The organism is Sinorhizobium alkalisoli (genome assembly GCF_008932245.1).
GTDB classification, from domain to species: domain Bacteria; phylum Pseudomonadota; class Alphaproteobacteria; order Rhizobiales; family Rhizobiaceae; genus Sinorhizobium; species Sinorhizobium alkalisoli.
In genome coordinates, this window is the sequence record NZ_CP034910.1 from 497,163 (window position 1) to 509,824 (window position 12,662).

At 65.7% G+C, this 12,662-nt stretch carries 11 protein-coding genes and 2 pseudogenes; 11 read left to right on the top strand and 2 right to left on the bottom strand.

What is annotated here, in order from left to right; translation table 11 throughout:
- Positions 1–11: 11 nt before the first annotated feature.
- The 6 genes from EKH55_RS19975 (at position 12) to EKH55_RS20000 (ending at position 6,941) form a co-directional block, all read left to right on the top strand.
- Complete coding sequence (locus EKH55_RS19975; RefSeq protein ID WP_151612708.1) at positions 12–722, top strand: GntR family transcriptional regulator; 711 nt, start codon at positions 12–14, stop codon at positions 720–722.
- A 176-nt stretch (positions 723–898) separates the two neighbouring features.
- Entirely contained in the window at positions 899–1,852 is a 954-nt protein-coding gene (locus EKH55_RS19980; protein WP_151612710.1) for a dihydrodipicolinate synthase family protein, read from the top strand.
- 101 nt (positions 1,853–1,953) lie between these two features.
- The gene (locus EKH55_RS19985) at positions 1,954–3,198 is read left to right on the top strand and encodes an NAD(P)/FAD-dependent oxidoreductase (protein WP_151612712.1); all 1,245 of its coding nucleotides are present in this window, start codon (positions 1,954–1,956) and stop codon (positions 3,196–3,198) included.
- Between the two features lie 14 nt (positions 3,199–3,212).
- The gene (locus EKH55_RS19990) at positions 3,213–4,214 is read left to right on the top strand and encodes a 4-hydroxyproline epimerase (RefSeq protein ID WP_151612714.1); all 1,002 of its coding nucleotides are present in this window, start codon (positions 3,213–3,215) and stop codon (positions 4,212–4,214) included.
- Positions 4,211–5,899, top strand: a complete 1,689-nt coding sequence (gene lhpI, locus EKH55_RS19995) for a cis-3-hydroxy-L-proline dehydratase (protein WP_151612716.1) — start codon at positions 4,211–4,213, stop codon at positions 5,897–5,899. Before EKH55_RS19990 ends, lhpI begins: the two co-directional genes overlap by 4 nt.
- Before the next feature lie 13 nt (positions 5,900–5,912).
- Positions 5,913–6,941, top strand: a complete 1,029-nt coding sequence (locus EKH55_RS20000; RefSeq protein WP_151612718.1) for a trans-3-hydroxy-L-proline dehydratase — start codon at positions 5,913–5,915, stop codon at positions 6,939–6,941.
- Between the two features lie 107 nt (positions 6,942–7,048).
- Here EKH55_RS20000 and EKH55_RS20005 read toward each other — a convergent pair whose 3' ends face one another.
- Together EKH55_RS20005 and EKH55_RS20010 are read right to left on the bottom strand one after the other, a co-directional pair.
- Entirely contained in the window at positions 7,049–8,068 is a 1,020-nt protein-coding gene (locus EKH55_RS20005; protein WP_151612720.1) for an SDR family oxidoreductase, read from the bottom strand.
- A gap of 3 nt (positions 8,069–8,071) precedes the next feature.
- On the bottom strand, positions 8,072–8,515 hold the full coding sequence (locus EKH55_RS20010) for a PPC domain-containing DNA-binding protein (RefSeq protein ID WP_151612722.1): 444 nt from the start codon (positions 8,513–8,515) through the stop codon (positions 8,072–8,074).
- A gap of 241 nt (positions 8,516–8,756) precedes the next feature.
- Between EKH55_RS20010 and EKH55_RS30315 the strand changes: the two are divergent.
- The 5 genes and pseudogenes from EKH55_RS30315 to EKH55_RS20025 form a co-directional block, all read left to right on the top strand.
- Positions 8,757–9,686 (top strand): annotated as a pseudogene (locus EKH55_RS30315) (thiamine pyrophosphate-binding protein); the annotation flags it as partial.
- Positions 9,687–10,098: 412 nt separating this feature from the next.
- Positions 10,099–10,296: pseudogene (locus EKH55_RS30320) on the top strand (thiamine pyrophosphate-dependent enzyme); the annotation flags it as partial.
- Positions 10,297–10,383: 87 nt separating this feature from the next.
- Positions 10,384–10,506 carry a hypothetical protein gene (locus EKH55_RS30070; protein ID WP_269808420.1) on the top strand — a complete coding sequence of 41 codons (123 nt, stop codon included), beginning with the start codon at positions 10,384–10,386 and terminating at the stop codon, positions 10,504–10,506.
- Positions 10,507–10,632: 126 nt separating this feature from the next.
- On the top strand, positions 10,633–11,094 hold the full coding sequence (locus tag EKH55_RS20020; RefSeq protein ID WP_151612724.1) for a DUF2231 domain-containing protein: 462 nt from the start codon (positions 10,633–10,635) through the stop codon (positions 11,092–11,094).
- Positions 11,091–12,650 carry a PQQ-dependent sugar dehydrogenase gene (locus EKH55_RS20025; RefSeq protein WP_192803845.1) on the top strand — a complete coding sequence of 520 codons (1,560 nt, stop codon included), beginning with the start codon at positions 11,091–11,093 and terminating at the stop codon, positions 12,648–12,650. Before EKH55_RS20020 ends, EKH55_RS20025 begins: the two co-directional genes overlap by 4 nt.
- Positions 12,651–12,662: the final 12 nt, after the last annotated feature.

A 12,662-nucleotide genomic window follows, 5' to 3' on the forward strand; every position in this document is an offset into this window, starting at 1 on the left:
AGGAATGCCAGATGACCCGAAACGACACCGACGCCAATTTCACTCCGGAGCGCAAGCGCGGCTCCGGCGTCAAGATGGTCTATGACACCCTGCGCGATGAGATCCTCGATCTCGTGCTGCCTCCCGGCAGCCCCGTCGACGAGGTGCAACTCGCCGAACGTTTCAAGCTGTCGCGCACACCGATCCGCGAGGCCCTTGTCCGGCTCGCGGGCGAAGGGCTGATCGACACGCTTCCGAACCGGTCGACGATGGTATCGAACATCGACTTCCTCAATCTGCACACCTATTTCGACGCGTTGGTGCTGATGTATCGGGTGACGGCGCGACTGGCGGCCGAGCACCACCGCATTGAGGACCTGGAGGTGATCCGCGCCCGCCAGGCGGAGTTCAAGGCCGCTGTCGAGGCACAGGACCCGCTGGCGATGATCGCCACCAATGCCGCCTTCCACTCGGCCATCGCCGAGGCCGGACGCAATGCCTATTTCACCGGTCTCTTCAACCGGTTGCTCGACGAGGGGCGGCGCATCCTTCGGCTCTATTACCAGTCCTATGACGACCGGCTGCCGCAGCGCTTCGTGGACGAGCACGAGGAGATGATCGCCGCCATTACAGCACGCGACGTCGAGACCGCCGACCGGCTGGCCCGGACGCATGCCGAGCAGATCGTCGATCAGATACGGACGCTCTTCGCCCGCAAGGGGCGGCTGAATATCAGCCTGTGATCCGGATTTCTGTCGACAAATAAAATACAAAGTGTATTATCTCTCCTGGAACGGTCGGAAGACGCGCCAGTGGCGGCGCCTTTTCCCGCTGCAAGTCTTTGAACCACCGCGCCGGGATTCCCGAAAATCGGTTCTGATCGTCGAGCCGATGCGCGACAGCCAACAGGAGTTCGCACATGAAGGCGAAGATTTTTTCCGGCGTCATTCCGGCGCTGATGACGCCCTGCAAGGAAGACCGCAGCCCGGACTTCGATGCCCTTGTCCGCAAGGGCAAGGAGCTGATCGGAGAAGGCATGTCCGCGGTCGTCTATTGCGGCTCGATGGGCGACTGGCCGCTGCTGACGGACGCGCAGCGCATGGAAGGTGTCGAACGGCTGGTGCAGGCGGGCGTGCCCGTCATCGTCGGCACCGGTGCCGTCAACAGCGCCTCGGCCGTCGCGCATGCGGCGCATGCGGAGAAGGTGGGCGCCGGGGGTCTCATGGTGATCCCACGGGTCCTCTCCCGCGGGCCTTCGCTCGCCGCGCAGAAGGCGCATTTCAAGGCGATTCTTTCTGCCGCCCCGAACACCCCGGCGGTGATCTACAACAGCCCCTATTACGGCTTCGCCACCCGAGCCGATCTCTTCTTCGCGTTGCGCGCCGAGCATCCGAACCTCGTCGGGTTCAAGGAATTCGGCGGACCTGCCGACTTGCGCTATGCGGCCGAACACATCACCAGCCGTGACGACGGCGTTTCGCTGATGATCGGCGTCGACACCGCCGTCTTCCACGGCTACGTGAATTGCGGCGCGACCGGTGCAATCACCGGTATCGGCAACGTCCTGCCGAAGCAGGTGATCCACCTCTGCAAACTTTCGGAGGCTGCCGCCCGCGGCGATGTGGAAGCACGCCGGCGCGCACTGGAACTGGAGCAGGCGCTGGCAGTCCTCTCCTCCTTCGACGAAGGCCCGGACCTCGTCCTCTATTTCAAGCACATGATGGTGCTGAAAGGGGAGAAGGAATATATCCTCCATTTCAACGAAACCGATGTGCTGACCGATAGCCAGCGCGGCTATGTCGAGGCACAGTTCAAGCTGTTCAACAGCTGGTATGCCGAGTGGAGCAAGCGCTCCGGCACCGTGGAGGCCTAGCGCGTGACGCCGAAGTCGGACGCTCCACGCTTGACGGTTTTGACAAAGGGAACGCGAATGGCCGTCATCTCGAAGCGCGACCACCGCGCTACTCGCCGCCGATGACGGGCGAAGCAGACGTCATCGTGATCGGTGCCGGGGTCATCGGGCTCTCCGCGGCGATTGCCGCGCAGGCGCGCGGACTGTCGGTCACCGTGCTCGACCGGCAGGGGCCTGCCGCCGGCGCATCCGCCGGCAATGCCGGCGCCTTCGCCTTTACCGACATCCTGCCGCTCGCCTCGCCGGGAATCTTGAGGCAGGCGCCGAAATGGCTTCTCGATCCGCTCGGGCCGCTGACGGTGCCGCCCGCCTATGCGCTCCAGATCGCGCCGTGGATGTTCCGTTTCTGGCGCGCCTGCGCGCCCGGGCGCGTCGCCCATTCGATGGCTGCGCAAACGGCCCTGATGGATCTCTCGAAGGCGGAACTGGAGCCGTTCCTGACGCAGACCGGCACGATGCCGATGCTGCGCAAGGAGGGCAACCTCCAGGTCTATGAGGGCGAAGCGGAGTTCAAGGCTTCGCTTGGCGGCTGGAGGGCGCGGGCGGAGCACGGCATCGCGTTCCGCCACCTCGACGCGGCCGGCATGGCCGAGATCCAGCCGGGCCTCGCGCCGCGCTTCACCCACGGGACCTTCACGCCCGGCTGGTATTCCATAGCCGACCCCAAGTTCTATACGCTGGCGCTGGCGGATCACCTCCGCGCAAAAGGCGGCGCGATCGAACGGGCGGAGGTCAAAGCGCTTCAGCCAGTCGAGGGCGGGGTGGACGTGATGACTGGGGACGGAAGAGCCCGACGGGCGGCGCAGGTCGTGCTTGCGGCGGGGGCCTTCTCCCACCGGATTGCCAGAACCATTGGCGAGCGCATCCCGCTCGAGACCGAGCGCGGCTACAACACCACGCTTCCCTCCGATGCCTTCGATCTGCGCACCCAGATCACCTTCGGAGGCCACGGCTTCGTCGTCACGCGGCTCGCGCCCGGCATCCGCGTCGGCGGCGCCGTCGAACTCGGCGGTCTCGAACGTCCGCCGAATTTCCGGCGGTCGGAGGCCATGCTGAAGAAGGCGCTGGCCTTCCTGCCGGGGCTGAAGTCCGAGGGCGGCGTCCAGTGGATGGGATTCCGCCCCTCGCTGCCGGACAGCCTACCGGCGATCGGCCGCGCCCGTGCGACGCCGCGGGTGATCCATGCTTTCGGCCATGGTCATCTCGGTCTCACCCAATCCGCCGGCACCGCCCGCATCGTCGCCGATCTGCTGACCGGCGCGACACCCGCTATCGACATCGCATCCTTTTCGCCGCAAAGATTCTGACAGAGGTTTCGAGCATGACCACCCACACCTTCTCGTGCATCGACGGGCATACCTGCGGGAACCCCGTCCGGCTCGTTTCCGGCGGCGGCCCGCGTCTTGAGGGCGCCACCATGCTGGAAAAGCGGGCGCATTTCCTGCGCGAGTTCGACTGGATCCGCACCGGCCTGATGTTCGAGCCGCGCGGCCATGACATGATGTCCGGCTCCATCCTCTATCCGCCGACGCGGCCGGATTGCGACGTGGCGGTGCTTTTCATCGAGACCTCAGGCTGCCTGCCGATGTGCGGGCACGGAACGATCGGCACGATCACCATGGGGATCGAAAACGGCCTGATCACCCCGCGCGAGCCCGGGAAACTGTCGATCGACGCGCCGGCCGGCAGGGTGGACATCACCTACCGGCAGGAAGGACACTTCGTCGAGGAGGTGCGGCTTACCAATGTGCCCGGCTTCCTTCATGCGGAAGGGCTGACGGCAGAGGTCGAGGGGCTCGGCGAAATCGTCGTGGACGTCGCCTATGGCGGCAACTTCTATGCCATCGTCGAGCCGCAGAAGAACTTCCGCGACATGGCCGACCATACGGCGGGGGAACTTGTCGGCTGGAGCCCGAAGCTGCGGGCCGCCCTCAACGCCAAGTACGAATTCATCCACCCGGACCATCCGGAGATCCGGGGTTTGAGCCATGTCCAGTGGACGGGCAGGCCGACGCAGCCGGGCGCCCATGCCCGCAACGCAGTGTTCTATGGCGAAAAGGCGATCGACCGCTCGCCCTGCGGCACCGGCACCTCCGCCCGGATGGCGCAACTCGCCGCCAAGGGCAAGCTCAAGATCGGCGACGAATTCGTGCATGAATCGATCATCGGCTCTCTGTTCAAAGGTAGGGTCGAGGCGGCGACAGAGGTCGCGGGTCGAGATGCGATCATCCCGTCGGTCGCCGGCTGGGCGCGGATGACCGGCTACAACACGATCTTCATCGACGACCGCGATCCCTTCGCGCATGGTTTCGTGGTGAAATGAGCGAGCGGCACCCCGCCCGCGGTATTCTCAGGGGCTCGGCCGAGGGGCCGGTCATCGTTGCGCACGAGGCGCTGAGCTTCTGGGGCGGGGTCGATCCCGCGAGCGGGTGTGTGATCGACGTGCACCACCCTTTGCATGGCGCCTCGCTCGGCGGGTCCATTCTCATGATGCCGTCGAGCCGCGGGTCCTGTTCGGGGTCGGGCGTGCTCCTGGACCTCGTGCTGACCGGTCGTGCCCCCGCCGCGCTCATATTTTCGGAGGCCGAGGACGTGCTGACGCTCGGCGCGCTGATCGCGTCCGAGATGTTCGAAAAAACGCTGCCGGTCCTGCGCCTGGCGCCGGATGCCTTCGCGGCCGTTTCTCGAGCGAAGTCGGCCCGGATTGGCGACGACGCGATAGAAGCCGACGGCCTGACGATCCCGGTCTCCCCGCCCGCCACCGCCGTGCTCGACCTCTCGGAGGCGGACCGGGCCATGCTGGACGGGCGCGAGGGCATTGCGGTGCAGCAGGCCATGCGCATCATCTGCGCCATGGCGGTCGCGCAGGGCGCGCGCGATCTCGTGGACGTGACCCGCGGCCATATCGACGGCTGCATCTATGCGAGCCCCGCGAACTTGACCTTTGCCGAGAGGATGGCCGAACTCGGTTCCAAGGTCCGAGTGCCGACCACCATGAACGCCATTTCCGTCGACTACGCCAACTGGCCGCAGCAGGGCGTTCCGCCGGCCTTCGGCAAGGCGGCGGCGCGCCTTGCCGACGCCTATGTCCGCATGGGATGCCGGCCGAGCTTTACCTGCGCGCCCTATCTGCTCGGCGATGCGCCCGTGGCCGGCGACGTGATCGCTTGGGCGGAGTCGAACGCCGTGACCTTCGCCAACAGCGTGCTCGGCGCGCGCACCGCCAAGCACCCCGATTTTCTCGACCTCTGCATCGCGCTCACCGGACGGGCGCCACGCTCCGGTGTCTATCTCGATCACAATCGCCAGGCCCGGCGCGTCATTGACGTGGACTTGCCCGACGGCGTGGACGATGCGTTCTGGCCGCTGATCGGCTATCTCGCCGGTCGGGTCGCCCCCGATTGCATTCCGCTCCTTCGCGGTCTCGCTCCGGCAGAGCCCTCGCGCGATGACCTGAAGGCGCTCTGTGCCGCCTTCGGCACGACGTCGGCCGCGCCGATGCTGCATATCGAGGGCGTGACGCCCGAGGCGGACGGCGCCGCTGCCGACGCGGACAGGGCGAAGATCAGCCGTGCCGACATGATCGCCGCCTGGTCGCTCCTGAACGAAGGGCCGGAGGAGGTGCAACTCGTCGCCATCGGCAGCCCGCACGCCTCGCTGCCGGAATGTCGCGCCCTGGCTGCGGCCTTTTCAGGCCGCAGGCGGCACCCGGGCGTCGCCGTGCTGGTCACGGCGGGGCAGGAGGTGATCGCGGCGGCACGCAGCGATGGCACGCTCGCACGGCTCGAGGCAAGCGGCGTGGAGGTCCTGCCCGATCTCTGCTGGTGCTCGATCTCGGAACCGGTGTTCCCGGTGGCGACCCGCGCGGTGATGACGAATTCCGGCAAATACGCCCATTACGGTCCCGCTCTCTCCGGTCGCCGCGTCCGTTTCGGCAGCCTCGCCGATTGCGTCGAGGCGGCTTTGACCGGGCGTGTCCCCGCGCGGCTGCCGGATTGGCTTTCCTGAGAGGGAGATTTCGATGCGCAGCACCAAGACCATTCATGTGATCTCTGCTCATGCGGAAGGTGAGGTCGGCGACGTGATCGTCGGCGGTGTCGCGCCTCCGCCCGGCGAGACGATCTGGGAGCAGAGCCGCTGGATCGCCCGTGACCAGAGCCTGCGAAACTTCGTCCTCAACGAGCCGCGCGGCGGAGTTTTCCGCCACGTCAATCTCCTGGTGCCGCCGAAGCACCCGGAGGCCGACGCGGCCTTCATCATCATGGAGCCGGAAGACACACCGCCGATGTCGGGGTCCAATGCGATCTGCGTTTCGACGGTGCTGCTCGACAGCGGCATTCTGCCGATGAAGGAGCCGGTGACGGAGATCACCCTGGAAGCCCCCGGCGGGCTCGTCCGGGTGCGCGCGGAGTGTCGCGACGGCAAGGCCGAACGCATCTTAGTCCGCAACCTGCCGAGCTTTGCCGACCGGCTGGGGGCCAAGCTGGAGGTCGAGGGGCTCGGCACTCTGACCGTAGACACCGCCTATGGCGGCGACAGTTTCGTGATCGTCGATGCGCCGTCCATGGGCTTCGGGCTCGTTGCGGAGGAGGCGCATGACATTGCCCGCCTCGGGGTCCGGATCACCAAGGCGGCCAATACCCAGCTCGGCTTCCATCACCCGGATAACCCCGACTGGAAGCATTTCTCCTTCTGCCTCTTCGCCGGCGCCGTCGAGCGCGGTGAAGAGGGCCTTCGCACCGGTGCGGCCGTCGCGATCCAGCCGGGCAAGATCGACCGCTCGCCGACGGGCACGGCGCTCTCGGCGCGGATGGCCGTGCTCAAGGCGCGCGGCGAGATGGGCGAGGGGGAGCAACTGACGGCGGTATCGCTGATCGGCTCGACCTTTTCCGGCCGTATCGTCGGCACGACCAGGGTCGGCGACCGGCCGGCCATTCTGACGGAAATTTCGGGCCGCGCCTGGATCACCGGCATCCACCAGCACATGCTCGATCCGTCGGATCCGTGGCCGGAGGGTTATCGTCTGACCGACACCTGGGGTGCGCGTTGAATGAGCAGGCTAGCGCATGATCCGACCGGAGTGAAACGAGGATCGATAAGATCATGCGTCAAAAAGAAAGCATTAGAGCGCCGATCTGATACAGGGAGATCGGCGCTCTAACGCGGTGCCGATCGCCGCCTCGCGAGCCAACTGCCGGCGGCGATCAGCCCGAGAAAGAGCGAAGCGGCGCCAACGCGTGCGGCCCGGCCGGAGACGACGGACGCGAAGGTGCTGGCCTCGGTGCCGAAGGACCCGCGCGTGCGGTGCAGACCCCGCACGGGCGTTTCGAGATTGTCCTTCCGGTCGGCCGGCAAAAGTCGTTGCGTCTCTTGCGCCTCGAAAGCCTGCCTTGACAGGAGGCGGTGAAGAAAGCCCGGAGCAACGATGTTTCCGAGGATGACCTTGACGGTGCTGAATCCGACCCAGATCTCGCGATCGTGCTGGTGCGCGGCCCTGAAGATGGCCGCCGCCGCCGTTTCCGGCTGTATGACCGGAGGAACCGGACGGGGTTCATGGTCGAGATGGCTGCGGGCCCAGTCGAATTGCGGCGTGTTGACAGCTGGCAACTGCACCATTGTGAGGCGAATGTCGCTACTCTCGTGCAGAAGCTCGCAGCGCAAGGAATCCGTGAATCCGCGGATGGCGTGCTTTGCCCCGCAAAAGGCCGCCTGGAGCGGAATGCCGCGATAGGCAAGCGCGGATCCGACCTGCACAATCACCCCGCGGTTGCGGCGGCGCATCTGTCGCAGCGCCGCCATGGTCCCGTAGACGTAGCCGAGATAGGTGACCTCCGTCACGCGCCGGAACTCCTCAGGCGTCGCGTCCGCGACCGGTGCAAAGACTGTTGCCATTGCGTTGTTCACCCAGACATCAATGGGACCGAGTTTTTCTTCTACCTCTTCAGCAGCTGCAAAGACGGCGTCGGCGTCGGCGACGTCGGCCGGGATCGCCAGAGCTCTCGCGCCGGCAGCCTCCATCTCCGCCGCCGTTTCCTCAAGCGAGGCGGCATCGCGGGCGATCGGGGCCACGGCGGCACCGGCGCGAGCGAAGCGGCGCGCGGCGGCGCGGCCGACGCCGGCCGAAGCTCCGGTCACGACGACGACATTTCCTCTGGTTTTGAAAGCGCGTCCGGTCATGGTTCAGGCCTCCGGATGGATCAGCGTCAATCCTGTCTCCGGGTCGTGCTTCTTGCGCAGATGTGCCGGGGATTCCGTGAGCACGATCTCAAGCGTGGGCCTGACGTGCGCTTCAGCGAGGTGGCCGGCAATGGCGCTGCCGTCGCGTCTCCCGAGCACGGCATGGATGTGGATGGCGCGTTTTCCGTCCGGAGCGAGCGCCACGTCGCCGTTGAGAGTGGCGACCTCCACCTGCTCGTTCACGGGAATTTGAAGATAGGTCTTTGCCTCCCAGTCGAAGTAGCGCATTTCCGCATCGCTGAAGGCGCCGATCGCCGAAAACTGCGATGCCGACAGCTGCTCGCGCTCGGCGAAATCCGAAAGGCACGCCATCACCCTATCGCCCGTTTCCAGCACGAGGGCAAAGGTGCGCTGGCCGTCGTTCCCGGCGAGAAGCTTGCTCTGCATGATTTGACCTCCACGGATCGGAGCCGCCGGCGCGGTGGTCCGTGCGGCAGTTGACGAATTTGCCCGCCGCGGCACGCAGTGTCGTTCGGCAAACCCGAGCGGACGGTCTTTGTTCCGTGACCGGGACCGTGGCGGCATCCGCCGGGAACATAAGTTTTGGTGCTCGGTTTACTCTCAAGGGGGGCTACCGGCGGGGGGCCGATAGACAGCAATTTGTTCCATAGAAATCCGGAGAATAGCGATGGCCAAACCAACTGCAGCCGACGTCCTTGTCGACACATTGATCGATTGGAACGTCGATACGATCTTCGGCATTCCGGGCGATGGGATCAACGGCATCATCGAGGCGCTGCGCACTCGGCGGGACCAGATCCGCTTCATCCAGGTACGGCACGAGGAGGCTGCGGCGCTTGCGGCGTGTGCCTATGCCAAGTGGACCGGCAGGCTCGGCGTTTGCATCGCCACATCCGGCCCCGGCGGCATCCACCTCTTGAACGGGCTCTACGACGCCAAGCTCGATCGCCAGCCGGTGCTCGCCATTACCGGTCTGCAGTTCCATGACCTTTTGCACACCTATACCCAGCAGGACGTAGAGCTCGACAAGCTGTTCGTCGACGTCTGCGTCTACAATGCCCGGGTCATGGGGACGAACCATGTCGAGAACACGGTCGAGCTCGCCTGCCGCACGGCACTCGCCTATCGAGGCGTGGCGCACGTCACGATGCCGGTCGACGTGCAATCCATGCCGGTCGATTCGAGCCGTCGCTCCAAGCGCAATGTGGCCGAACATGTCTCCGATTTGATGGCCGTCTCGGCGCAGCTGCCGAGCGACGAGCAAGTCGCCCGCGCCGCTTCCATCCTCAATGGCGGCAAAAAGACGGTGATCCTTGCCGGCCGGGGCGCGCTTGGCGCTCGGGAGGAAATTGCCGCACTGGCCGAGCGGCTCGGCGCGCCCGTCGTCAAGCCGCTGCTCGGCAAGGCCGTCTTGCCGGACGACAGTCCCTATTCTACCGGAGGCATCGGTTTGCTCGGCACCAAGCCCTCACAGGAGGCACTCGAGCAATGCGACACGCTGCTGATCGCCGGCAGCAACTTTCCCTATATCGAATATTATCCGGAGCCGGGGCAGGCGCGCGCCGTGCAGATCGAGCTCGATCCGCAGCGCGTCGGCTTGCGCTACCCCGTTGAGGCGGCGCTTATCGGCGATACCGCGAAGGTGCTGGCGGCGCTGCTGCCGCGGCTCGATTACCGCGAGGACCGCTCCTTCCTCGAAACGGCGCAGGCCGGCATGAAGGAGTGGCGCGACCTAATGGCCGAGCGCGGCACCCGCCAGGACATGCCGATGAAGCCCCAGGTGGTGGCGCACGAGCTCAACAAGCTCCTGACGGACGACGCCATCATTGCCGCAGACTCCGGCACCATCACCACCTGGGCCGCCCGGCACCTGATGATCCGGGGCAACATGCGGTTCTCCTGCTCGGGCAATCTCGCCACCATGGCCTGCGGCCTGCCTTACGCGATCGCCGCAGCCCCCCGGTCGGCAGGTCATCTGCTTCATCGGCGATGGCGGGCTGACCATGCTGATGGGCGAACTTGCAACCTGCATGAAATACGGCCTCGACGTGAAGATCGTCGTCATCAAGAACAATACGCTCGGTCAGATCAAATGGGAGCAGATGGTCTTCCTCGGCAATCCGGAATATGTCTGCGATCTGCAGCCGATCGACTTCGCCACCGTCGCCAGGGGCTTCGGGCTGAAGAGCTTCGTCATCGAGGATGCGGCCGAATGCGCCGAAACCCTTCGTGAGGCGCTTGCCGCGCCAGGCCCGGTGCTCGTCGAGGCGGTCGTCGACCCGCATGAGCCGCCGATGCCGCCGAAGGCAACCCTGAAACAGGCGGCGCACCTTGCCGAGTCGCTTGCCCGCGGCACGCCGGCACGGGGCAAGATCGCGCTCACCATCGCCTCGGATACGGTGCGGGAGATTGTGTGATGGGCGAAGACGCAAGCAGGCGGGAAGCGCGGCTTCATGTGGCCGCCTGGCATGAGGAACAAATGCGCAAGCATGAGGTTTCGCCCTAGTGCCCCGCTTTCGAAAGACATGCAGCAGGAGGTTCCGATGACCCTGGAGGACTCTCGCCCCGCCGTAATCGTGGTAACCCCGTTCCATTCGCTGTTCGCGCAATTTCCGGTCGTCTGCTTCACGCTGACGCTTTTGACCGACATCGCCTTTTGGCAAACCGGCTTTCTCATGTGGCAGAACTTCTCCGAATGGCTGTTGCTCGTCGGCCTTGTCTTCGGTGTCATCGCTGCGGTGGTCGGCGCGGTGGAGTTCCTGCTTCGCCCGGCCCGCTTTGCAGGGCGGACGATTTGGCTCCATGCGGTCGGGTATGTCCTGATCCTCGGACTTGCCTTCCTGAACAGTCTTGTCCACGCCGGCGACGGGTGGACCGCCGTCGTGCCGTGGGGACTGACGCTGTCGGCGGCGACCGTGCTTCTTATCGCCATCATCGCCGTGATCGACGGATTGCTCGTCCGTCGACCCCGCACCCATCGATACGCCCGGAGTGGATTATCATGAACAGAACCGCCATGCTGCGCGCCTCCGCGCTCGCCGCAGGCTGCGTCAGCCTGCCAATACTTGCCGGTTGCGGCGAGGACGGTGCCGATTTCGACGTCTCCCGGCAGATCGGGCCCGATCCGGTTCTGCCAGAACCCTCTGCGGAACTGCTGCCCGACATGAAGATCGCCGAGGTCGTCGGATGGCAGGAAAGTGAAAAGCCCGACGTGCCGGAGAACCTGGTCGTTGCCGCCTATGCGAGGGATCTCGTCAATCCGCGCACGGTCCACACCCTTCCGAACGGCGACGTGCTCGTCGTGCAGGGGCGGGCACCGCCCGGCAAGCCGGTCTCGAGGCCCAAGGACATGATCCGGGACTGGATCATGTCGATGGCGCGCGGCGGCGGGGGCGGTCCCGAGAAGGAAAGCAACCTCATCACGCTGCTTAGAGACACCGACCGCGATGGCCAGGTGGACGAACGACGCGATCTCCTGACCGGGCTCAATTCTCCTTTCGGCGTGGCATGGACTAAGGGAACGCTGTACGTGGCAGCGGCCGATGCTATCCTCGCCTATCCCTATGAGCTTGGCCAGGCAGAGATCACGGACGCACCGAGTGTGCTGACGCCGCTTCCCGGCGGGCCGATCAACCACCATTGGACCAAGGACCTGGCCCTCAGCCCCGAAGGGCGCTTCCTCTATGCTTCGGTTGGCTCCAACTCCAATGTCGGCGAGCGTGGGCTGGAGGCTGAAAAGGGGCGCGCCGCCATATGGCAGGTGGACCGCGAAACGGGTGCCGCTCGCGTCTTCGCTTCGGGTCTGCGCAATCCCAACGGCCTGACCTTTCACCCCGAAACCGGCGCCCTCTGGACCGTCGTCAACGAGCGCGACGAGCTCGGGCCGAACCTCGTGCCCGATTACATGACTTCGGTTCAGGAAGGCGGTTTCTACGGCTGGCCGTGGAGCTATTTCGGCGATCACGTGGACGAACGGGTCCACCCGCCGCGGCCGGAGATGGTGGAAAAGGCGATTGTCCCCGATTACGCTCTGTCCAGCCACGTGGCCGCGCTCGGACTCGCCTTTACCAACGGCTCCGCCATGCCGCAGCCCTACGCCAACGGCGCGTTCGTCGGAATGCACGGCAGTTGGAACCGCAATACCTTCAACGGCTACAAGGTCGTCTACATACCGTTCGAGAACGGCCGGCCGGCCGGTATGGCGGAGGACGTGGTGACCGGGTTCCTCGATGGCGACCAGGCTCGCGGCCGGCCGGTGGGCGTCGCCATCGACGGCACCGGCGCCCTCCTCATTGCCGATGACGCAGGCAACACGGTCTGGCGTGTCGCGGCGGCCGACGGCTCGGTCACGCCGCGCCCGATCGGTTCGGACGGACAGGAAGGGGATACGCTCACCAGCGACGTCGGAGAAGAGACCGACGCCACCGCGACGGGCGCGACCGAGCCTCAACCGGCCGAACCGCTGCAAGCCAAGCCGGCGGCCGAAGGCGGGCGTGCTCAGCCCCCGAGACCGGCGCAGATGGAGACTGCCCCGGCGACGTCCCCGGAGGGCGCGCAATAGGGCGGGAGAAAA

What these genes read in the sequence shown, in the direction of transcription:
- lhpI (WP_151612716.1), top strand. Translation starts at nt 4,211, where the DNA reads ATGAGCGAGCGGCACCCCGCCCGCGGTATTCTCAGGGGCTCGGCCGAG.
- EKH55_RS30070 (WP_269808420.1), top strand. Translation starts at nt 10,384, where the DNA reads ATGCCGCCGAAGGCAACCCTGAAACAGGCGGCGCACCTTGCCGAGTCG.
- EKH55_RS20005 (WP_151612720.1), bottom strand. Translation starts at nt 8,068, where the DNA reads ATGACCGGACGCGCTTTCAAAACCAGAGGAAATGTCGTCGTCGTGACC.
- EKH55_RS19985 (WP_151612712.1), top strand. Translation starts at nt 1,954, where the DNA reads ATGACGGGCGAAGCAGACGTCATCGTGATCGGTGCCGGGGTCATCGGG.
- EKH55_RS20000 (WP_151612718.1), top strand. Translation starts at nt 5,913, where the DNA reads ATGCGCAGCACCAAGACCATTCATGTGATCTCTGCTCATGCGGAAGGT.
- EKH55_RS19990 (WP_151612714.1), top strand. Translation starts at nt 3,213, where the DNA reads ATGACCACCCACACCTTCTCGTGCATCGACGGGCATACCTGCGGGAAC.
- EKH55_RS20010 (WP_151612722.1), bottom strand. Translation starts at nt 8,515, where the DNA reads ATGCAGAGCAAGCTTCTCGCCGGGAACGACGGCCAGCGCACCTTTGCC.
- EKH55_RS20020 (WP_151612724.1), top strand. Translation starts at nt 10,633, where the DNA reads ATGACCCTGGAGGACTCTCGCCCCGCCGTAATCGTGGTAACCCCGTTC.
- EKH55_RS20025 (WP_192803845.1), top strand. Translation starts at nt 11,091, where the DNA reads ATGAACAGAACCGCCATGCTGCGCGCCTCCGCGCTCGCCGCAGGCTGC.
- EKH55_RS19975 (WP_151612708.1), top strand. Translation starts at nt 12, where the DNA reads ATGACCCGAAACGACACCGACGCCAATTTCACTCCGGAGCGCAAGCGC.
- EKH55_RS19980 (WP_151612710.1), top strand. Translation starts at nt 899, where the DNA reads ATGAAGGCGAAGATTTTTTCCGGCGTCATTCCGGCGCTGATGACGCCC.